Annotated in this window: 22 protein-coding genes and 1 tRNA gene; 12 read left to right on the top strand and 11 right to left on the bottom strand. The window is 73.4% G+C overall.

Going from position 1 to position 20,064, the window contains the following annotated elements; all coding sequences use genetic code 11:
- Window positions 1-59: 59 nt before the first annotated feature.
- Complete coding sequence (locus ACSLTV_RS25450; protein WP_432133508.1) at window positions 60-869, bottom strand: SAM-dependent methyltransferase; 810 nt, start codon at window positions 867-869, stop codon at window positions 60-62.
- Window positions 870-1,025: 156 nt separating this feature from the next.
- Between ACSLTV_RS25450 and ACSLTV_RS25445 the strand changes: the two genes are divergently transcribed.
- The 3 genes from ACSLTV_RS25445 to ACSLTV_RS25435 all read left to right on the top strand — a co-directional run bounded on the left by ACSLTV_RS25445 (window position 1,026) and on the right by ACSLTV_RS25435 (window position 3,909).
- On the top strand, window positions 1,026-1,898 hold the full coding sequence (locus ACSLTV_RS25445) for a Cof-type HAD-IIB family hydrolase (RefSeq protein ID WP_432133507.1): 873 nt from the start codon (window positions 1,026-1,028) through the stop codon (window positions 1,896-1,898).
- A gap of 106 nt (window positions 1,899-2,004) precedes the next feature.
- Window positions 2,005-3,249, top strand: a complete 1,245-nt coding sequence (locus ACSLTV_RS25440; protein ID WP_432133506.1) for an amidohydrolase — start codon at window positions 2,005-2,007, stop codon at window positions 3,247-3,249.
- A gap of 69 nt (window positions 3,250-3,318) precedes the next feature.
- Entirely contained in the window at window positions 3,319-3,909 is a 591-nt protein-coding gene (locus ACSLTV_RS25435) for a dihydrofolate reductase family protein (protein ID WP_432133505.1), read from the top strand.
- A 39-nt stretch (window positions 3,910-3,948) separates the two neighbouring features.
- Here the strand turns inward: ACSLTV_RS25435 and ACSLTV_RS25430 are convergent, their stop codons facing one another.
- From ACSLTV_RS25430 to ACSLTV_RS25410, 5 genes are all read right to left on the bottom strand, one after another.
- On the bottom strand, window positions 3,949-4,599 hold the full coding sequence (locus tag ACSLTV_RS25430; protein WP_432133504.1) for an endonuclease: 651 nt from the start codon (window positions 4,597-4,599) through the stop codon (window positions 3,949-3,951).
- Window positions 4,596-4,928 (bottom strand): DUF3140 domain-containing protein, encoded by a 333-nt coding sequence (locus ACSLTV_RS25425; protein WP_435612959.1) that lies wholly within the window; start codon window positions 4,926-4,928, stop codon window positions 4,596-4,598. Before ACSLTV_RS25425 ends, ACSLTV_RS25430 begins: the two co-directional genes overlap by 4 nt.
- A gap of 83 nt (window positions 4,929-5,011) precedes the next feature.
- A complete protein-coding gene (locus ACSLTV_RS25420) occupies window positions 5,012-5,494 on the bottom strand; it encodes a Dps family protein (RefSeq protein WP_432133502.1) in 483 nt (160 codons plus the stop codon).
- On the bottom strand, window positions 5,491-5,766 hold the full coding sequence (locus ACSLTV_RS25415; RefSeq protein ID WP_432133501.1) for a WhiB family transcriptional regulator: 276 nt from the start codon (window positions 5,764-5,766) through the stop codon (window positions 5,491-5,493). Before ACSLTV_RS25415 ends, ACSLTV_RS25420 begins: the two co-directional genes overlap by 4 nt.
- Window positions 5,767-5,802: 36 nt before the next feature.
- Window positions 5,803-6,630, bottom strand: coding sequence for a lysophospholipase (locus ACSLTV_RS25410; protein ID WP_432158253.1), 828 nt, complete (start codon window positions 6,628-6,630; stop codon window positions 5,803-5,805).
- Window positions 6,631-6,771: 141 nt separating this feature from the next.
- Between ACSLTV_RS25410 and ACSLTV_RS25405 the strand changes: the two genes are divergently transcribed.
- A complete protein-coding gene (locus tag ACSLTV_RS25405; RefSeq protein ID WP_432158252.1) occupies window positions 6,772-7,959 on the top strand; it encodes a thiolase family protein in 1,188 nt (395 codons plus the stop codon).
- Between the two features lie 219 nt (window positions 7,960-8,178).
- Complete coding sequence (locus tag ACSLTV_RS25400; RefSeq protein WP_435612958.1) at window positions 8,179-8,952, top strand: sulfite exporter TauE/SafE family protein; 774 nt, start codon at window positions 8,179-8,181, stop codon at window positions 8,950-8,952.
- 21 nt (window positions 8,953-8,973) lie between these two features.
- On the opposite strand, the gene ACSLTV_RS25395 is transcribed toward ACSLTV_RS25400, so the two are convergent.
- Complete coding sequence (locus ACSLTV_RS25395; RefSeq protein ID WP_432158251.1) at window positions 8,974-9,759, bottom strand: HAD-IIA family hydrolase; 786 nt, start codon at window positions 9,757-9,759, stop codon at window positions 8,974-8,976.
- Window positions 9,760-9,879: 120 nt separating this feature from the next.
- Complete coding sequence (locus ACSLTV_RS25390; RefSeq protein WP_432133496.1) at window positions 9,880-10,767, bottom strand: methylenetetrahydrofolate reductase; 888 nt, start codon at window positions 10,765-10,767, stop codon at window positions 9,880-9,882.
- 140 nt (window positions 10,768-10,907) lie between these two features.
- Between ACSLTV_RS25390 and ACSLTV_RS25385 the strand changes: the two genes are divergently transcribed.
- Entirely contained in the window at window positions 10,908-11,648 is a 741-nt protein-coding gene (locus ACSLTV_RS25385) for a cobalt-precorrin-6A reductase (protein ID WP_432158249.1), read from the top strand.
- A 57-nt stretch (window positions 11,649-11,705) separates the two neighbouring features.
- On the opposite strand, the gene cobF is transcribed toward ACSLTV_RS25385, so the two are convergent.
- Together cobF and ACSLTV_RS25375 are read right to left on the bottom strand one after the other, a co-directional pair.
- Window positions 11,706-12,479: a precorrin-6A synthase (deacetylating) gene (gene cobF / locus ACSLTV_RS25380; protein ID WP_432133494.1), complete on the bottom strand. Its 774-nt coding sequence runs from the start codon at window positions 12,477-12,479 to the stop codon at window positions 11,706-11,708.
- Window positions 12,480-12,534: 55 nt separating this feature from the next.
- Window positions 12,535-13,050 carry a DUF309 domain-containing protein gene (locus ACSLTV_RS25375; protein ID WP_432158248.1) on the bottom strand — a complete coding sequence of 172 codons (516 nt, stop codon included), beginning with the start codon at window positions 13,048-13,050 and terminating at the stop codon, window positions 12,535-12,537.
- Window positions 13,051-13,148: 98 nt separating this feature from the next.
- Here ACSLTV_RS25375 and ACSLTV_RS25370 point away from each other — a divergent pair.
- Window positions 13,149-13,222: transfer RNA gene (locus ACSLTV_RS25370), tRNA-Pro, on the top strand.
- Window positions 13,223-13,278: 56 nt separating this feature from the next.
- On the opposite strand, the gene ACSLTV_RS25365 is transcribed toward ACSLTV_RS25370, so the two are convergent.
- Window positions 13,279-13,695: a hypothetical protein gene (locus tag ACSLTV_RS25365; RefSeq protein WP_432158247.1), complete on the bottom strand. Its 417-nt coding sequence runs from the start codon at window positions 13,693-13,695 to the stop codon at window positions 13,279-13,281.
- Window positions 13,696-14,269: 574 nt separating this feature from the next.
- Between ACSLTV_RS25365 and ACSLTV_RS25360 the strand changes: the two genes are divergently transcribed.
- The 5 genes from ACSLTV_RS25360 (at window position 14,270) to ACSLTV_RS25340 (ending at window position 20,037) form a co-directional block, all read left to right on the top strand.
- Entirely contained in the window at window positions 14,270-14,572 is a 303-nt protein-coding gene (locus ACSLTV_RS25360) for a chorismate mutase family protein (RefSeq protein WP_432158246.1), read from the top strand.
- On the top strand, window positions 14,569-16,725 hold the full coding sequence (gene pabB / locus ACSLTV_RS25355) for an aminodeoxychorismate synthase component I (RefSeq protein WP_432158245.1): 2,157 nt from the start codon (window positions 14,569-14,571) through the stop codon (window positions 16,723-16,725). Before ACSLTV_RS25360 ends, pabB begins: the two co-directional genes overlap by 4 nt.
- A complete protein-coding gene (locus tag ACSLTV_RS25350; RefSeq protein ID WP_432133489.1) occupies window positions 16,722-17,600 on the top strand; it encodes a prephenate dehydrogenase/arogenate dehydrogenase family protein in 879 nt (292 codons plus the stop codon). The genes pabB and ACSLTV_RS25350 overlap by 4 nt, the downstream gene beginning before the upstream one ends.
- A gap of 92 nt (window positions 17,601-17,692) precedes the next feature.
- Window positions 17,693-19,375 (top strand): class I adenylate-forming enzyme family protein, encoded by a 1,683-nt coding sequence (locus tag ACSLTV_RS25345; RefSeq protein ID WP_432133488.1) that lies wholly within the window; start codon window positions 17,693-17,695, stop codon window positions 19,373-19,375.
- On the top strand, window positions 19,372-20,037 hold the full coding sequence (locus tag ACSLTV_RS25340; protein ID WP_432133487.1) for a mycothiol-dependent nitroreductase Rv2466c family protein: 666 nt from the start codon (window positions 19,372-19,374) through the stop codon (window positions 20,035-20,037). Before ACSLTV_RS25345 ends, ACSLTV_RS25340 begins: the two co-directional genes overlap by 4 nt.
- Window positions 20,038-20,064 lie beyond the last annotated feature (27 nt).

Below are 20,064 nucleotides of genomic sequence, written 5' to 3'. Positions count from 1 at the left end.
GCGGCCACGTTCAGCAGGACCGCTCACCGTGGTCACGCCGACGCGGCGGGCCCCGGCCGCTACGGCTTCACGGCGACCGCGCCGTACTGCGGCACCGGATCGTCGCCGGGTCCGGCGTGCCACTGGGAGCACGCCACCAGGCCGGGTTCCAGCAGCTGGAGCCCCTCGAAGAACCCCGAGATCTCCGCGCCGCTGCGAGCGGTGATCGGCGGCTTGGCGTTCGCGTTCCAGAACTCCATCGCCGGGATCTGGCCCGCGCCGCCCAGCTCGTCGTCATAGGTCGGATGGGTGAGCACCAGGAAGCTGCCGGACGGCACCGCGGCCATGATGCGGCGCACGATCTCCCGCGCCTCCCGCGTGTCCAGGACGAAATTGAGGATGCCGAGCATCATGACGGCCACCGGGCGGCTCAGGTCCAGGATCCGCCCGGCGCGCTCCAGGATCGCCCCGGGGTCGTGCACGTCGGCGTCGATGTAGTCGGTGACCCCCTCGGGGGCCCCGGTCAGCAGGGTCCGGGCGTGCACCAGCACGATCGGGTCGTTGTCCACGTACACGATGCGCGACTCGGGGGCGATGCGCTGCGCGATCTCATGGGTGTTGTCCACGGTGGGCAGACCGGTCCCGATGTCCAGGAACTGCCGCACCCCGCGTTCGGCCGTCAGGTACGTCACCGCCCGCCCCAGGAAGTCACGGTCCGCGCGGGCCACCGCGCGGATCACCGGGAACATGCCGGCGACCTGCTCACCGACCTGCTGGTCGACCTCGTAGTTGTCCTTGCCGCCGATCCAGTAGTTCCACACCCGCGCGTTGTGCGCCACGGCGGTGTTCAGCCGCCCCGTGCCCTGCGCCGGGGTGCCCTCGTCGCTCACGTCTCGGTCCCCTCCACGGTCCTGCCGGTCACGCGGCCATTGTGCCTCCCGAAGATCGGCGTGTCCCGCGATCCGGGCCGACCGCCGTCCGGGGCGGGCCCGCGGGGCACCCCCGGTAGGGTGACGACCGGCCCACATCCGCACAGAAGGCAGGACATGCCCTACTCCTCCTCGCCCCTGACCCGTCCCGCGCAGACCCCGGCCCCGGCCGGCGGCGCCGACATCCGGCTGATCGTCACCGACATGGACGGCACGCTCCTGGACGACGACAAGCGGCCCCCGGCTGGCCTGTGGGAGGCGCTGGGGCGGCTGCGCGAGCGCGGCGTGCTGTTCAGCCCGGCCAGCGGACGCCAGTACGCCACCCTGGAGCGGGAGTTCGCCCAGGTAGCCGACGGGATGGTGTTCATCGCCGAGAACGGCACCTACGTGGTGCGCGACGGCGTCGAGCTGAGCTCCGATCCGATGGACCCGGCGGTCGCGGCCGGTGTCGTGCGGGCCGCCCGGCGGCTCACGGCCGGCGGCGCCGACGTCGGGGTGGTGGTCTGCGGCAAGCGCGCCGCGTACGTCGAGCGCGCCGACGAGCCCTTCCTCGCCGAGGTGCGCCGGTACTACCTCAGCCACCGGATCGTGGACGACGTCACCGCCGTCGGCGACGACATCATCAAGGTGGCCCTCTACGACTTCGGCTCGGCCGAACGGACCGTCGCCCCCGCGCTGGCCCCCTTCACCGGCACCCACCAGGTCGTCGTCTCCGGCGCGCACTGGGTCGACGTCATGAACCGCACCGCGAACAAGGGCGCCGCCCTGCGCCGCCTCCAGCGGGAGCTGGGCATCACCCCCGCGCAGACCATGGTCTTCGGCGACTACCTGAACGACCTGGAGATGCTCGACGCGGCCGAGTGGTCCTTCGCCATGGCCAACGCCCACCCCGAGGTGGTGCGGCGGGCCCGCCACCTCGCCCCGTCGAACAACGACAACGGCGTGCTGCGCACCATCGCCCGGATACTGGAGCTGCCGCTGGGCGGGTGAGCGCGGTTCCCCGGGCCGGTGCCGCGTCGGCGGCCCCGCGGGCGCGTCTCTGTGCCATCGTGAGGCGGGACGTCGTCCGCCCGGCCGCCGACGAGAGGGAACCCCGATGACCGAGCCGTCCGCCGTCGCCCGTCTCAGCCGGGACCTGACCTCCGCGCTGAAGGCCGACGACCTGGAGGACTTCTACCGGGACCTGCACCGCCACCCGGAGACGGCCTTCCGCGAGCACCGCACCGCCGGGAAGCTCGCCGGTCGGCTGCGGTCCGCCGGGTACCGGGTGGCCGAGGGCGTCGGCGGCACCGGCGTGGTCGGCGTGCTGGAGAACGGGGACGGTCCGGTGGTCTGGCTGCGCGGCGACCTGGACGCGCTGCCGGTCACGGAGGCCACCGGCCTGGAGTACGCGTCCACGACCGCCGGGGTGATGCACGCCTGCGGACACGATCTGCACCTCACCTGGCTGGCGGGTGCCGCCGAGGCGCTCGCCGCCGGCCGCGCCACCTGGTCGGGCACCCTGGTCGTGGTGGGCCAGCCCGCCGAGGAGGTCGGCGGCGGCGCGGCGGCGATGGTACGGGACGGGCTCCACGAACGCTTCCCGCGCCCGGACGCCCTGTTCGGGCAGCACGTCACGCCGGGACCGGCCGGGCTCTGCTCGCACACCCCGGGGCTGATCATGTCCGCCTCCGACGACCTCGACGTCGTGGTGCACGGCGTCGGCGGGCACGGCTCGCGTCCCGAGTCGACCGTCGACCCCGTCGTCACCGCCGCGTACATCGTGACCCGGCTGCAGGCCGTGCTCGCCCGTGAGGTCGCGGCGCGTGACGCCGTCGTCCTGACGGTGGGGCAGTTCCACGCCGGCACCCAGCACAACATCATCCCGGCAGAGGCGCGGCTCGCCCTGAACCTGCGCACCCAGGACCCCCGGGTACGCGAGCGGGTCCTGGCGGCGGTGCGGCGGACCGTGGAGGGCGAGTGCCGGGCCGCCGGCTGCCCGGTGGATCCGGAGATCTCGGTGCGGTCCGGCTTCCCGAACACCGTCAACGACGCGGAACTCGACGCCTCGGTCGCCGCCGTGCACCGCCAAGTCCTGGGCGAAGGCGCGGTGTTCGACTTCGGTCCGGCGATGGGCAGTGAGGACTTCGCCCTGCTCGCGCCCGACGGCGTGCCCTACGCGTACTGGTTCCTCACGTCGACCCCGCCGGACGTGTGGCGGGCGGCGCCCGGCGACGACCTCCAGCAGAAGCTGGACCGGGTGCCCGGCAACCACAGTCCGCTGTTCGCGCCGGACCCGTCGGTGCTGATGCCCGGTGTACTGACCCTGGTGTCGGCCGCGCTGACGCGACTGGCCTCCTGACAGCGCGCCGCCCTCTCACCCCCACCTTTTCGCAACCCGCTGCCCGCCCCCGACCGAGGAGGTCCTCCGATGCGCCGCGTCACCTATTCGATGGGTGTCTCCCTCGACGGCTACATCGTCGGACCGGACGGCGACTTCGACTGGTCCGAGCCCGACGACGAGCTGTTCCGCTTCTTCATCGACGAACTGCGCGGCGTCGGCGTCCACCTCATGGGGCGACGGCTGTACGAGACGATGCTGTACTGGGAGACCGCCGACCAGGACCCGTCCCTCGACGCCTCGATGCGCGAGTGGGCAGCACTGTGGAAGCCGCTCCCGAAGGTGGTCTTCTCCACCACGCTGTCGGCGGTGCGGGGCAACGCCCGTCTGCTCTCCGGCGGCTTGGCGCAGGAGATCGAACGGCTGCGGGCCGAGCCGGGGGAGGGCGACATCGCCATCGGCGGCGCCACCCTCGCCGCCGAGGCGGCCGCGCTGGACCTCATCGACGAATACCGGCCCCGGATCCACCCGGTGCTCGTCGGCGGCGGTATCCCGTACTTTCCCCGGCGCGGGCGCCGCGTGAACCTCGACCTGCTCGAGAACCGCACCTTCCGCGACTCGCGGGTGGTCTGTCTCCGTCACCGCGTGGTCCGGGACGGCGGAGGCGCGGGGCCGGCCTAGCTGTTCTGTAGGCCATGTGGGGCCTGGCGGGGGGAAGTTCTAGGCCGCCTGCCGGGCGACTTCCTCGGCCAGTTCCTTGTCCAGCGCCGCGCGGACCAGCGCGGCGGCGAGGACCGCCGGTTCGGCGCGGTCGGCGAGGTCGAGGAGCCGGTCCGGGTCCGCGGGCAGGTCCAGCCGCCTCGCCCCCGCGAGGGCCTTGTCGTCCAGCAGCGGACCCACGTCCGGCCACACCCGCTGCGCCTCGCGCAGGAAGATGTCGGCGCCCGCCGGTCCCAGGCCCGGCACCTCGGTCAGCAGCCGCCGCAGCTCGCCGGGATCGTCACCCGCCTCGGCGTGAAGCCGCCGCAGGTCGCCGCCGCAGCGGTCGGTCAGCAGCGCGGCGCCGTCGCCGAGCTGGGTCGCGGTGCGCTCGTCGTAGCGCCGGTAGCCGCCCCGGCCCAGGGCGTCGACCCGCTGCTGCCAGTCCGCCTCCGCCATCCGGCGCGGGGACCGCAGCCCCGCCGCGGACAGCTCGCGCGCGGCGGCGACCGCGACCGAGGCGCGGATGCGGGCGCTCAGCAGCACCGCCAGCACCAGCAGCTGGTACAGCGGCTGCGGGGTGTCCTTGAGCCGGATGCCGGCCTCCTCGGCGTACGTCCGGCCGTGCGCGTCGAGGAGTTCCCGCAGCACCCGCCGCTCGTCACCGGTCACGGCTTGAGCGGATCGTGCCCGACGGTCATCAGGCGGTGGCGGAGGCGGGTGTCCTCGGCGGCCGGCTCGTCGGCGACGTCCGTCTGCTCCTCCACCGTCTCCACGACCTTCCGCATCACCCGAAGGTCGTCGTCGGTGAGGTCGGTGCGCCGCTTCTGCAGGATGGCCAAGACGTGCCGGCCGGTCGCGGAGCCCGCCTCCTCGGGGAGGGGTTCCACCTCCTCCTGGGCGTCCCGCACCCGCAACCAGGCGGCGAGTTCCGGCGAGGTCATGTTCACCACGCGGTGGAAGTCCTCCCACAGCGTCTCGGCTTCGAGGGCGTCAACCATGGCGTGCCCCTTTCAGGTGTCGGCCGGCCGTACCGTCGGCCCAGCGTCGGCTCTGCATCGACTCCGCGTCAGCTCCGCGTGCGTCAGCTCTCGTGCGGCAGGTTCGCCGCCTCGAACATCCACCGCTGCTTCTCCAGCTCCGCGGCGATGCCGATCAGCAGGTCCTGGGTGACCGGGTCGGCCTCGGCGGTGTCGTCGATCCGCTCGCGCAGGCCCTCGATGGCCCGTCCGAGCGCGTCGGCCATCAGCTGGACGACATCGCTGTCCCGCAGCCAGCCGTCCTTGGGGCCGGGCAGCGCGTAGGCGGTGGCGATCGTCTCGGGCCGGCCGTCCGGCGGCAGGCCCAGCGCCGCGCCGCGCTCGGCGACGGAGTCGGCGTAGGTGCGGGCCGCGTCGACGACCTCGTCCAGCTGGAGGTGGATCGAGCGGAACCGGGGCCCGACGATGTTCCAGTGCGCCTGCTTCCCGACCAGCGACAGTCCGATCAGGTCCACCAGCGTGCTCTGCAGGGCGTCGAAGGTGACCTGGCGGGCCGACTCGGGCAGCGGACTCTTCACGACAGTCATACGGTGCCTTTCCTTCTCACACGGTCCCGGGGGGTGCGGAGCAGACGCGCGCGCTCCTCCTCGCAGGTCCCGCCCCACACCCCCGAGCGCTGACCGCTGGTGAGGGCGTAGGCGAGGCACTCCGCGGTGACCGGGCAGCGGGCGCAGACCTGTTTGGCGGCCGCGATGTCCCGCAGGGCCGGTCCGGTCGTGCCCACGGGGAAGAACAGTTCGGGATCCTCGTCCAGGCAGGCGGCACGGCGCATCCACTCCATGAGCGCGCGGGTGCCCATGGCCGACCGGGGCAAACACGGCGCCCGGCGGCGGGATCAGCAGCCCGACACCCGGTCCAGAAAGCGCGTGAGCTCCGCGAACACCTCCGCTCTGACCGTCTCGTGGAACAGCTCGTGCCGGGCCCCGGGCCAGACCCGCTCGGTCAGGTCCACCCCGCTCAGCCGCTCCACGCCGACCCGGCTGCCCGGCAGCGGGACCAGCCGGTCGTCGTCGCCGTGCAGCCACAGCACCGGCAGCCGGCCGACGTCGCCGCCCTCGTCGACCGCCGCCAGCGCGCGGACGAACGCCTCCAGCGTCGGCCGCTTCATCGGCCCGTGCCACACCAGCGGATCGGCCGCGTACGCCGCGCCGACGGCGGGGTCGCGGGAGAGTGCCGCGGGGCTGATCGGGATGTCCGGGATCTCCTCGTGGGAGAGGAGCCGGGCCGGTGTCTCCCAGGCGCCGATCACCGGTCCGGACAGCACCAGGGCGGCGAGTCCGTCGCCGTACCGCTGGGCGTAGCGCGCGGCGATCAGCCCGCCCATCGAGTGGCCGACGAGCACCAGCGGCAGCCCGGGATGTCCGGCCCGCGCGCGGTCCGCGACGGTGTGCAGGTCCGTGACGACGTCCTCGAAGTCCTCGATCACCACCCGTTCACCGCCGGACCGGCCGTGCCCGATGTGGTCGGGGCCGAGGACGGCCGCGCCGTGCGCTGCGAGGACGGCGGCGAGTTCCTCGTAGCGGCCGGTGTGCTCGCCGTAGCCGTGCACGAGGAGGACGATGGAGCGGGCGCGGTCGCCGGGCCACTCGCGGACGAAGACCCGGCCCCGGGTGCCGGTGAAGACGTACTCACGCTGCTCACGGTGTGCGTAGGCGTCGGCCATCGGTTACCTCCGGCTGCGTCGGCTGCGGCTCGCGCCGATCTTCCCAGGGGCGCGGGGAACTTCCCAGCGGGCCGGGCAGGGGCTATAGTCCGAGGACCAAAACTAGCAGTGGTAATTAACGCGTCGGTCAGGAGTTCTGTCGTGCGTCCCGTCCACTTCGCGGCCGCTCGCCGCACCCCCATCGGCAGACTGCGCGGAGCACTGTCCTCCGTACGGCCCGACGACCTCGCCGCCACCGTGATCCGCGGCCTGGTCGCCGATGTGCCCGCGCTCGACCCGGCCCGCGTGGACGACGTCTACTGGGGGGCAGCCAACCAGGCCGGCGAGGACAACCGCAACGTCGCCCGGATGGCCGCCCTCCTCGCCGGCCTGCCCGAGTCGGTTCCCGGCGCCACGGTCAACCGCCTGTGCGCCTCCGGCCTGGAGGCCGTCACCACCGCGGCCCGCGCCATCGCGGCCGGCGAGGCGGACATCGTGGTGGCCGGCGGCAGCGAGTCGATGAGCCGCGCGCCCTTCGTCCTGCCCCGGCCCGACGACGCCCTGCCGCACCGCATGGAGACCTTCGACACCCGGCTCGGCTGGCGCCTGGTGAATCCGGCGATGAAGGAGCTGCACGGTCTGCTCTCGATGGGGGAGACGGCCGAGGAGGTCGCCGAGCGGTACGGCATCGAGCGGGAGCGGCAGGACCACTTCGCGCTGCGCAGCCACCGACGCGCCGCCCTCGCCCGCAAGAACGGTCACTTCGACGACGAGATCCTGCCCGTCGAGCGCCCCGACGGCGTGGTCGTCGACAGCGACGAGTCCATCCGCGAGGACACCTCCTACGACAGACTCGCCGCCCTCAAGCCGGTCTTCCGCCAGGGTGGCACCGTCACCGCGGGGAACGCCTCGCCGATGAACGACGGTGCCGCCGGGCTCCTTCTCGTCAGCGAGGAGGCCCTCAACGAGCTGGGGCTGGAGTCCCTGGGCCGCTACGTCGCCGGCGCCTCCGCCGGAGTCCATCCCGACGTCATGGGCATCGGACCGGTCCCCGCCACCCGCAAGGCGCTCGCCCGCGCCGAGTGGACGATCGGCGACCTCCAGGAGGCCGAGTTCAACGAGGCGTTCGCCGCGCAGGCCCTGGCGTGCGTGGACCAGCTGGGCATCGACCCCGAGCTGGTCAACCCCAGCGGCGGCGCCATCGCCCTCGGCCACCCCCTCGGCAGCTCCGGCGCCCGCATCCTCACCACCCTCCTGCACCGCATGCGCCGCACCGGCGCGGAACGCGGCCTCGCGACGATGTGCGTCGGGGTGGGGCAGGGGAGCGCGGTGCTGGTGGAGCGGCACTGAGCGGCAGGCCGGCCGGGCGGCGCCGCGCCCGAACCCGCCCGACGGACCCGCACGGCGTGGCGGGCTCACAAGGCGTGACGTCCCCAGGGCGTGGCGGGCCCACGAGGTGGGACGCCGCGTGACGTCCCAAGAGCACGGCGGGCACGCAGGCTATGACGGGCCCAGCAGGCGAGACGGTGCTGACCGGGGCGGGCGCGGGCGCATAGCATCGGCGTCCGCATGAACACCACGACCCTCTGGCACATCACCGGCTGGGAGTTCGCCGCCCTCGCCTTCGCGGCCCTGCTCGTCGGTTTCTCGAAAACGGCCGTGAGCGGGGCCAACACCGTCAGCCTCGCCGTCTTCGCAGCCGTCCTGCCCGCCCGCGCCTCCACCGGAGTGCTGCTGCCGATCCTGATCGCCGGAGACGTCCTCGCCGTCCTCACCTACCGCCGCCACGCCCACTGGCCCACGCTGTGGCGGCTGTTCCCGGCGGTCGCGGCCGGCGTCGTCGCCGGGACCCTGTTCCTGATGTGGGCCGACGACACGACCGTCCGGACCTCGATCGGCGCCATCCTGCTGCTGATGGCGGGCGTCACCCTGTGGCGGCGGCGCGCGGCCGACCGGACCGACGAGCCCGACGCCGTCGTCACCCACGCCGGCCGGATCAAGGCGCGCTCCTACGGTGTGCTCGGCGGCTTCACCACGATGGTCGCCAACGCGGGCGGCCCCGTGATGTCGCTGTACCTGCTCTCCGCCGGCTTCCGCAAACTCGGCTTCCTCGGGACCTCGGCGTTCTTCTTCCTCATCGTCAACGTCTCGAAGGTGCCGTTCAGCGCGGGCCTCGGCCTGATCGACGGCCGCTCGCTCCTCCTGGACGCCGCCCTGGTCGTGTTCGTCGTCCCCGGCGCACTGCTCGGCGCCTGGGCCGTCCACCGCATCAACCAGCGCCTGTTCGAGCAACTCGTCATCGCGGCGACGGTGCTCGGCGCACTCCAACTGCTCCTGCGTTGAGGCGTTGCGCACGGCGATCCGTCAGCAGGGCCGCAGCCCCGGCAAGCCCGGGACGTCCGCGAACGAGTCGACCACGTGGTCGGGCGTGCCGCTCGCCGACTCCAGCGTCTCCGGCAGGAACTTCCCGGTCCGCACCAGCACCCCGGTCAGCCCCGCCCGCTGCGCCGCCAGGACGTCCGACTCGACGTCGTCGCCCACCATCAGCGCCTGTCCCGCCTCCACCGCGAGGTGCCGCAGGGCCGCCGCGAAGAACGCCGGTGACGGCTTGCCCGTCACCTCCGCCGTCACCCCCGCCGCCGCCTCCAGACCGGCCACGAACGCGCCCGCGTCCAGCCGCAGTCCGTCCTCGGTACGCCAGTACAGGTTGCGGTGCATCGCCACCAGCCGCGCCCCCCGCCGCAGCCGGCCGAAGGCCCGGTCCAGCGCCGCGTAGCCGAACTCCGGCCCGGCCCCGCCGAGCAGGACCACGTCGACGTCACCGTCCTCCACCACCGTCACACCGGTGAGGTCCTCGCGTACGTCACCGCTGTTCAGCAGCGCGCACCGCGCACCTGGGTAGCGCGCGGCCAGGTGCGCCGCGGTGGCGGCGGGCGCGGTGAGGATGTCGTCGGCCGTCACCGGAAACCCCGACCCGGCCAGCGTCCGCGCGATCGAAGCGCGGGTGCGGGACGTCGTGTTGGTCACCAGGACCACCCCGAGTCCGGCCTCCCGCACCGCACGCAGCGCCTCCACCGCGCCCGGCAGCGGCCGCCAGGAGACGGTCAGCACTCCGTCGATGTCGATCAGCACGCCACGCACCGCGCCCATACCGCCGACTGTAACGACCCTGTCCGGGCGCCGCCGCCTGACCGCCGGCCGTCAGCCGCCGGCCGTCAGCTGTCAGCCACCTGGCCGTCGGCCGCCTGGCCGTCGGCAGTCCGCCGTCAGTCAGTCGTCAGCCGGCCGTTCCGACCGGAAGGCGGTGGCCCAGTCCGACGCGGCACGCAGGCCGCCGAAGGTGTACAGGTGCAGGCCCAGATCGCCGTGGCGCGTCACGTCGTGGCGCTCGGCCAGGGCGCGCACGAACCGGTCGGGGCCCGCCGTCCCCATCAGGTTGGTGAGCGAGAAGCCGTACTTCCTCGCGATGCCCGCGCTGGTGCCGACGCCGAAGCGGCGCGCGTAGCCGAGCAGCCGCCGGACCCCCGCCGGGCCCGGCACCCCGACCCGCACCGGCAGGTCCACCCCCCGCTCGCGCGCGGACTCGACCCACCTCAGCACCGCGTCGACGTCGAAGCCGAACTGGGTGATGACACTGCCCCGCAGGCCCTCCGCGCGCAGCACGGCGGCCTTCTCCTCCAGCGCCGACCACAGCACCGGCTCGCCGATCGCCGGATGGCCCTCCGGGTAGCCGCCGACCCCGACGTGCCGTACGCCGTACTCGTGCAGCAGCCCGGAGCGCAGCACGGCGAGCGAGTCCTCGTACGGGCCGAGCGGCGCCGCCGGATCGCCGGCGACGACGAACACCTCGCGCACCGCGTCCGCCTCCCGCAGGGCGGCCAGGAACTCCGCCAGCTCCCCCCGGGAACGCAGCCGCCGCGCGGAGAGGTGCGGCACCGGCACGAAGCCGAGCCGCCGCACGGCACGGGCCGCCGCCACCCGCGTCTCCAGGTCCTCGTTGCCGAGGAAGGTGACGTTGACCCGGGTGCCGGCGGGGATCGCACCGTGCGCCTCTTCGAGGCCGGCGACATCCTTGCCGGTCATCTCCAGCGAGAAGCCGTCGAGCAGTCCGGGCCGGTCCTCCGGGGGTGTGACGGGCAGGGCGGGGACGAGATCCATGGGGTGCGGTGCCTGCCTCTCGTATGCCTGTGTTCCCTGCGAGCCTTGGAAATGAAGGCGTGAGCCGGATGGCCGGCGACAAGCCATGGTAGACGGGGCTCGGGGCCGGTCGGGAGCGGGGGCTCTCGTACCCTCGACGCATGTCCCGCCACGTCCTCGTCCTCGGCGGCACCGCCGAGGCCCGCGAGCTGGCCGCCGCCCTGGCGGCCCGGCCGGGCGTCCACGTCACCAGCTCGCTCGCCGGCCGGGTCTCCCGCCCCGGGGCGCTCGCCGGGGACGTACGGGTCGGCGGCTTCGGCGGGGCCGACGGGCTGGCGGGGTGGCTGCGGGAGCACGACGTGGCCGCGACGGTGGACGCCACCCACCCCTTCGCCGCCGGCATCACCGCCAACGCGGCGCGGGCGGCGGACGCCACCGGGGTTCCGCTGGTGGTGCTGCGCCGGCCCGGCTGGAGCGCCGGTCCCGGCGACCGGTGGCACGAGGTGCCCTCGCTGGACGCGGCGGCCCGGCTGCTGCCGTCCGTCGGCAGCCGTGTCTTCCTCACCACCGGCCGTCTGGGTCTGGCCGCCTTCGCCGGGCTGACGGACCTGCACTTCGTCGTGCGGTCGGTCGAACCGCCGGAGCCGCCGATGCCGCCGGACGCGGAACTCCTCCTCGCCCGCGGCCCCTTCACCGTCGCCGACGAGATCGCGCTGCTGCGCGAACACCGGCTCGACGTCCTGGTCACCAAGGACAGCGGGGGAGCGGCGACGGAGGCGAAGCTCACCGCCGCCCGCCGCCTCGGCCTGCCGGTGCTGCTGGTACGACGCCCCCCGCTGCCCCCGGGCGTCACCCCGGTCCCCGACGTGGCGAGCGCGCTGGCCCGGCTGGGGCTCGCCTAGCGTCCGCCGCGCCCGCGCCCGCGTCCACGCCCTGTCCGGCGGGTGTCCCCCGGCCTCTCAGGCGTTCTTCGGGTGGCGTCGCAGCAAGTACGTGTCCATGATCCAGCCCTTGCGCTCCCGGGCCTCGGCGCGCAGCCGCTCGATGCGGGGGCCGGCCTCGGCGATCGGGCCGGAGACGAGGATCTCGTCCGGGGTGCCGAGGTAGGCGCCCCAGTAGATGTCCACGTCCTGGTCGGCGTAGCGCCGGAAGGCCTGGTGGGCGTCCAGCATCACCACCACGTCGTCCACGTCGTCCGGGAAACCCTCCGCCAGCCGCCGGCCGGTGGTGATCTGGACCGGCCGGGCCACCCGGTTCAGCCCGGTGCGGTGCCGGGCGGCGAGCGCGGAGACGCTGCTGATGCCGGGCACCACCTCGTACTCGAACGCCACGGTGCCCCGCGCCAGCACCTCCCGCAGGATGCCGAGCGTGCTGTCGTACAACGCCGGGTCCCCCCACACGAGGAACGCACCGGTGCCGTCCTCGCCCAACTCCTCGCCGATCAGCCGCTCGTAGATGTCGGCGCGGGCGCTGCGCCAGTCGTCCACGGCGGGCGAGTACGCCGCGCCCGCCGCCCGGCGGTCCCGCTCCGGGTCGCCGGCCTCGACCACGCGGTAGCCGCCCTCCGGTATGTGGGTGCGGAGCATGTCGTGGCGCAGCCGCGTCAGGTCGCTCTTCACCTCGCCCTTGTCGAGGACGAAGAACACGTCCGTGCTCCGCAGCGCCCTGACCGCCTGCAGGGTCAGCTGGTCCGGGTCGCCCGCGCCGATGCCGATGACATGAATCTTTCGCACCCCACGAGTCTGCCGCACCCCACCGGCAGCGACGGCACCGGCACCGGGAGCACGCTCAGAGTCGGGGCGCGCGGGCGCCCGGATCAACGGGGGAGGTGTCCCGTTCGACCTCGTCCGCCAGATCCCGCGCCCACGCGGCCAGAGCGGCGACGTCCATGCCGTAGGGCCGCCACCGGCCGGTCACGGCCGCCCACTCCTCGGTGGCCCCGGCACCCCGGCGCAGCAGCCGGGGGCCGCCCGTGGTGTTGCCGCGCGCCGCGTGGGTGAGGCCGACGGCGAGCTGGGCCAGCCCGCGCCACAGCGGGCGCTCCTCCCGTGGGCCCGACTTCCAGGCGTCCTCGAACACCTCGTGCGCGTGGAACGGCTTGCCCGCCGCGAGCAGCGCCCGCGCCTCGGCGACGGTGTCCTGCGGCGAGCGCACCACACCCTCCGGCTGCCGCGCCACGCCCGGCGTGCCGTGGGGCAGCGGCCGCCCCAGCCCGTCCCGGGGCCGCGCGTTGCGCGCCCGCCCCTCGTCGTCCCGGTCCCGTCCGGCCGCCGCACGGTCGCTCTCCCGCCCACTGCTGCCCATACGGCGATTGTCCCGCGGGGGTGCCCTTTCGGCGCACCGCCCGGTGTGCGGTAGAGTTCTGCACGCACGATCACGCGGGGCACCGCACGGTCGGGCACCGGGACGTGGCGCAGCTTGGTAGCGCACTTGACTGGGGGTCAAGGGGTCGCAGGTTCAAATCCTGTCGTCCCGACTGGAGACAGTCGCAGGTCAGGGCCGGTTTCGGAGGCATCCGAAACCGGCCCTTGATCATTTTTGGGGACCAGCGGGGGACCGGCGCCCGTGACCGGGGTCACCGCGCTGGACGACGAAGTCGCTGCGCGGGACGGCGGTGGAGACGCGTCCACCGCGCGGGCCGGTGAACAGGCGGGCACCGGGATTCGGGCCGGCGGACAGGGCACACGGAGCGACTGGGGGACGGATCTCCTCGACGATGGGAGCCCTGCGAGCCCGCTCGCCCTTGGAGCCCTTGTCGGTCGGCCCGCCGGGCGCCGGTGCGGTCCGGCCCCGTACCGTCCGGATCCACTGGTCGGCGTCGATGTCCCCTACGCGGCAGCCTGAGACCTCGCCGATCCACGCGGCAGTGCACGCGGCGAGTACGACCACGTCTCCCCAGCCGCGGGACCGGTGGTGGGAGGCGGCGACGAGCGCGTCGGCCACCTGCAACGCAGACGGATGCACCGGTGGGGAGCTGTCGGGATCTGTGGCCTTGCTCGGCGCCGGAGCCGGTGAGGCGCGACGAGCGGGGCCGGCGGGGAGCGCGGAGCGTGCGGCACGCTCAGGCGCGCCGAGAGCGCCGCGCCGGCGGGCCGGTGATCGTGTGCACCGGGGCGGCCGGTGGAGGCGGTGCACCGCTGGCTGGATGCGGTGGCGAGCGAAGTGCCCGTGGCGGACGTCCGGGCTGGACGAGGCGCCGACGCCAGTATGTGCGCCGCCGTTCGAGACGACCGCCGGCCGACCCCGTCGCCCCCCTCCCGCACCGCCGTACCGGCGATTTCGGCCGTGCCGCCACCCGCGTGTTCCAGCCACGCGACCGCTACCGAGTGTTTCGGCCACCCGCGTGCTCGACGACCGCCGCGCAGCCGGACCCTGGCTGAATGTCAGCCGTCGGAATGTCCCGCTTGTCCGCGTATCGATCCCCGCATTGTCTGCACTGCGTTGATACGAGCTATCGGGCATGTGGCGGCGCGAGGGAGCGGACGGGCACATTCGAACGGTGAACAGGCGGGGAGGGACAGCCATGGGGGACAGGCCGACGACCGGCGTCACCATCGAGGACCTTCGAGCGGAACTCGACGCGATCGACGAAAGACTGCTGGAACAACTGCGCGCCCGCATCGAGAAGTGCGTGGAGATCGGGCACTTCAAACGGGAGCACGACGTGCCGATGATGCAGCCGCACCGCATCGGCGTCGTGCACGAACGTGCCGCCCGGTACGGCGAGCGGCACGGCATCGACCAGACGTTCCTGCGCAGGCTCTACGACCTCGTCATCGAGGAGACGTGCCGGGTAGAGGACCAGGTGATCGGGAGGTCCTCGTGAGGACCTTGCTCATCGACAACTACGACTCGTTCACCTTCAACCTCTACCAGTTGCTCGGCGAGGTGAACGGACAGCCACCGGTCGTCGTCAGAAACGCCGCCGACTGGTCGTCGCTGCGGCTCGACGAGTTCGACGCCATCGTCATCTCGCCCGGTCCCGGCCGCCCCGACCGCGAGCGGGACTTCGGCATCAGCGCCCGGGCCATCCTGGACAGCGGACTGCCCGTCCTCGGCGTGTGCCTCGGCCACCAGGGCATCACCCATCTGTTCGGCGGTACCGTCGGGCTGGCCGCCGAACCCATGCACGGGCGGATCTCCGCCGTGCACCACAACGGCGCCGACCTGTTCGCCGGGCTGCCGAGCCCGTTCGACGTGGTGCGCTACCACTCCCTCGCCGCCGTCAGCCTCCCCGAAGAACTGGAGGCCGTCGCCTGGACCGAGGACGGCGTCATCATGGGCGTTCAGCACGTGTCCCGGCCGATCTGGGGGGTCCAGTTCCACCCCGAGTCGATCAGCAGCGAGTACGGGCGCGAACTGCTGGAGAACTTCCGCCGCTTGGCCCTCGCTCACGGCGCCGCCGACCGCTCGCGCTACACCGTGCACGTGCGCCGGGTGGACGTCGAGCCCGACACCGAGACCGCCTACCGCACCCTCTTCGACGGGGGCACCCACGGCTTCTGGCTGGACAGTGGCGCGGTCATCGAGGGCCTGTCCCGCTTCTCCTTCCTCGGCGACGGCAGGGGCCCCCTGGCCGAGTACGTCAGCTACCGGGTGTCGGACGGCGGCGTCACCGTGCGCAGCCCCGGCCGCGACGGCGACGAGGGCGAGATCGTCGAGCAGGGCTTCTTCGAGTACCTCGACCGGCAGATCCGCTCGCGTGCCGTGCCGGTGCCGCACGGCCTGCCGTTCGAGTTCAACCTCGGCTACGTCGGCTACCTCGGCTACGAACTCAAGGCCGAGACGGGCGGGCAGGCGGTGCACAAGTCGGCCACCCCGGACGCGGCGGTGCTCTTCGCCGACCGCATGCTCGCCGTCGACCACGCCGAGGGCGTCAGCTATCTGCTGGCCCTGTCCGCCGACGGCGACGACCACGACGCCCTGCGCTGGCTGACGGAGACCGAGAACCGGCTGCGCGCCCTGCCCGTCCCGGACGCCGGGCGGCCGGAGACGGCCCCCTTCCGCGGCGTCGGCATGATCGACCCGGTCGCCGCCGGTGTCGTCCGCCTCCGCCACGACAAGGACGCCTACCTCGACCGGATCCGGCAGTGCCTGGAGGAGATACGCCAGGGCGAGACCTACGAGGTCTGCCTGACCAACTCCGTCGTCATGGACGTCCGCATCGACCCGCTGACCACCTATGCCCAACTGCGCCGGCTGAGCCCCGTGCCTTACGGCGCGCTGCTCGACTTCCCGGGCGTCGCCGTGCTCAGCGCCTCCCCGGAGCGGTTCGTCACGGTCGGCACCGACCGGGTCACCGAGTCCAAGCCGATCAAGGGCACCCGGCCGCGCGGGGCGACTCCCGAGGAGGACGAGGCGCTGCGCCAGGACCTCCTCAGCCAGGAGAAGGACCGGTCCGAGAACCTGATGATCGTCGACCTGATCCGCAACGACCTCAATGTCGTCTCCGAGGTCGGGTCCGTGCACGTGCCGAGCCTGTTCCAGGTGGAGACCTACGCGCCCGTCCATCAGCTGGTGTCCACCATCCGCGGCACGCTGCGACCCCAGGAGACTGCCGTCTCCTGCGTCCGGGCAGCCTTCCCCGGCGGCTCGATGACCGGGGCGCCCAAGCTGCGCACCATGGAGATCATCGACCGGCTCGAGGAGGGACCGCGAGGCGTCTACTCCGGGTCCCTGGGCTGGTTCGCGCTCAGCGGGGCCGCCGACCTCAACATCGTCATCCGTACCCTGGTCGCCACCCCCGACCGCGTCGCCTTCGGCGTCGGCGGGGCCATCGTGGCACTGTCCGACGCCGAGGAGGAGTTCGAGGAGACCGTCGTCAAGTCCCGCGCGATGGTCACCGCGGTCCTCGCCACCGCGCTCGAACCCGACCTGACGCCACCGACGGGTTACCCGGCCCCGACGGGCGGCGCGACCGCCCCGGCCTCGTCGGCTTCCCCGGGTTCGTTCGCCGCACCGGTCGGGGGCCTGCCGTGATCGGGCGCGCCGTCGTCGTCGGCGGTGCCGGAGCCGTGGGCCGGTTGTTCACCGAGCGGCTGATCGGCGCGGACGTCGAGGTGACCGTCGTGGACCCCGCCCTCGGTCCCGGCGCCGAGCCGGAAGCGGCCCGCCGGGTGCAGGGCGACATCACCGCCGTGGACCCGGCGCTCGCCGCCGAACTCGGCCGGGCCGACCTGGTCGTCCTCGCGGTCCCCGAACCGGTGGCGCTCGCCGCGCTGCCCGGCCTGGCCGTGGCACTGCGGCCCGGCGCGGTGCTCGCCGACACGCTGTCCGTGAAACAGGCCGTGGCCCGGGCCGTACGCGAACACGCCCCCGGCGTGCAGGCGGTCGGCCTCAACCCGATGTTCGCCCCCGCGCTCGGCTTCACCGGCCGGCCCGTGGCCGCCGTCGTCGTCCACGACGGACCCGGCGTCACCGAACTGCTCGGGCTGGTCGAGGACTGGGGCGCCACCGTGGAGCGCGTCGACGCGGCCCAGCACGACCGGCTGGCCGCCGCTTCCCAGGCGCTGACCCACGCCGCCGTGCTCGGCTTCGGGCTCGCCCTGGCCGGGACGGGCGTACCGGCCGCGGAGCTTCGCCCCATCGCACCGCCGCCCGCGACCACCCTGCTGGCGCTGCTCGCCCGCGTCGTCGGCGGGACCCCGGAGGTGTACTGGGACGTCCAGTACGCCAACGCCGAGGCGCCCGCGGCCCGCAAGGCACTGGCCGCCGCCATCCACCGGCTCGCCGAGACAGTGGAGCACGGCACCGAGGCCGGCTTCGCCGCCCTCCTCGGCGAACTGCGGGACTACCTGGGCGACGACCTCGCTCACCACCAGGACGCCTGCGCCCGGCTCTTCGCACGGGACTGACGCGTCATACGCGATCGGCCGGCCGCGGCCGGGAGACACCGACGGCGGCGATCCCACCGCACACTGCCCGACCCCTGTCCGAGAGGCTGCCCATGACCACCTTCGCCCCCACCGTCCTCACCCCCGAGCAGCGCTCCGCGCTCGCCGCCGATCCCACCGTGGGCGGGGGGAACCTGCTGCGTTCGGCGCTCGCCGCCAACCCGCACCCCGACCTGCCGTTCCTGCGCTCCAGCCGTCCGATAGCCACGCCGGACGGCGAGTTGCGGGAGGAGTTCAGCCTTGCCGAGTTCGACGCGCTGGCGCAGAGCTGGTCGGCCTGGTACCTGGCGCAGGGCGTGCAGACCCGGGACCGTGTCGCCGTCTGGTTCGAGGACTCCCTCGGCTACTCCCTGCACTTCTACGCGCTCGCCCAGATCGGCGCGGTGGCCCTGCTGATCAACTCCAACGCCTCGCAGGCCATCGCGACGTCGCTGATCCAGCAGACCACGCCGGTCGGCCTGTACGCCGACCAGGCCCGCCTCGACCGTCTCGGCTCCACCGCCGACCTCGGCCTGAGCTGGACCGTCAGCGTCGAGGAGCTGCCCGCCCCGCCCGCGGCGACCCTGCCGTCCGACGCCTACTGGCACCACCACGACGACGACCCGGTCACCATCCTGCACTCGTCCGGGACCACCGGCCGTCCCAAGCCCACCATCCACACCCACAAGTCGATCGTCTCCGGGCCCAAGTTCCGCCTGGTCGACCACACCGAGCACCCCGGCGCGCTGATGATGACGGCGCTGCCCCAGTCGCACCTCGGCTGCATCGCGTACACCGTCTACGCGGTGCTCGGCGGCACTCCGATCGTCGCGCTCAGCGACCGCAGCGGACCCGGTCTCGCCGGTGCGGTGGCGAAGTACCGGCCGACCTCCGTGATGTCCTTCGCCCACGCCTATGCCGAACTCGCCAACATCGAACCGGAGCCCGGCACGCTGGACTCCGTCCAGGCCTGGGTGTCCATCGGCGACGCCGTGCACCAGGCGCACATCACCAAGGTGCTGTCCATGCGCAGCCCGGGCCTGGCACCCGCCGCCTTCCTGGACCGCCTCGGCACCACCGAACTCGGCTGGGGCGTCCTGCTGAAGGCCCGCACCCTGGACAGCAAGCGCAACGACCGCTGTGCCGGCAAGCCGGTCGGCGTCGCCGAGGTCACCATCCTCCGCAAGGACGGCAGCCACGCGGACGACGGCGAGGTCGGCTACCTGGCCGCCAAGGGACCCGCGATCACGCCCGGTTACTGGGGTGACTCCGAGACCACCTACCGCTTCCGGCTGTCCGGCTACTGGATGCCCGGCGACATGGCCTACCGCGACGCCGAAGGCGACTTCTTCCTGGTCGACCGCGCCGCCGACGCGATCGAGACGGAGCAGGGCACCGGCTACTCCGTCTTCATGGAGGAGGTCATCCTCAACGAGGTGCCGGACACCGGGGACGTCGCCGTGGTGGCGGGCCGCCGCGACGGCAAGGCGGTGCCCGTGGCCGTCGTCACCGTCGCACAGTCCGTCGCCGACCCCGACCCGGAGAAGCTGCTCCGCCAGGCCAACGACGCCCTCCGGGCCGCAGGCCACCCGCTGCTCGGACTGCTGGAGATCGTTCCGGAGGAGCCCGGTCTGCCCGTGGGAGTCACCGGTAAGGTCCTCAAGCGGCAACTGCGCGAGCAGTACGCCGACTTGACCGCCTACGTCCGGGACGGCGACGGCGCGTCCGTCGCGGTCCACGAGGAGCCCACCGCATGACCGCACAGACGCCCGCCACCGCGAGCACCCCCACCGTGCCGGCCTCCGGCGCAGGTACGGACACCGCCAAGGTCGACTTCTACTTCGATCCGGCCTGTCCCTTCGCCTGGATCACCTCGCGCTGGATCCTGGAGGTGCAGCAGCACCGCCCGCTCGACCTGCGGTTCCGGCTGATGAGCCTGTTCGTCCTCAACGAGGGACGGGAACTGCCCGACTGGTACCGCACCATGGTGGACAACTCGCTCGCCCTCAACCGGATCTGCGCCGCGTCGGCGCACCACCACGGCGAAGAGGTCTACCCCGCCCTGTACCAGGAGATGGGCACGAGGATCCACAACGGCGGCAACAAGGACTACCTCGCCGTCGCCGCGGAGGCGCTCGCCGCCTGCGGCCTGCCCGACACGCTGCTGGCCGCCGCCGACACCGACATCTACGACGAGGAACTGCGCAAGAGCCATCACGAGGGCATGGACCCGGTCGGGGAGGACGTCGGCACGCCCACCATCCACATCGACGGCGTCGCCTTCTTCGGCCCGGTGCTCAACTCCATCCCGCGCGGCGAGGAGGCCGCTCGGATCTTCGACGGAGCCCGCGCACTCGCCAACTACCCGGACTTCTTCGAGCTGAAGAGGACCCGGACGGGCAGTCTCCGCTTCGACTGAGACGCCCCGCGCGGCCTTGGGCCGCTC

Origin of the sequence: Streptomyces sp. bgisy159, assembly GCF_965341775.1 — a bacterium.
In the GTDB taxonomy this organism is placed as follows: Bacteria; Actinomycetota; Actinomycetes; order Streptomycetales; family Streptomycetaceae; genus Streptomyces.
Note: the sequence above shows the minus strand (reverse complement) of the source record. Positions and strands in the feature narration are given on the sequence as shown.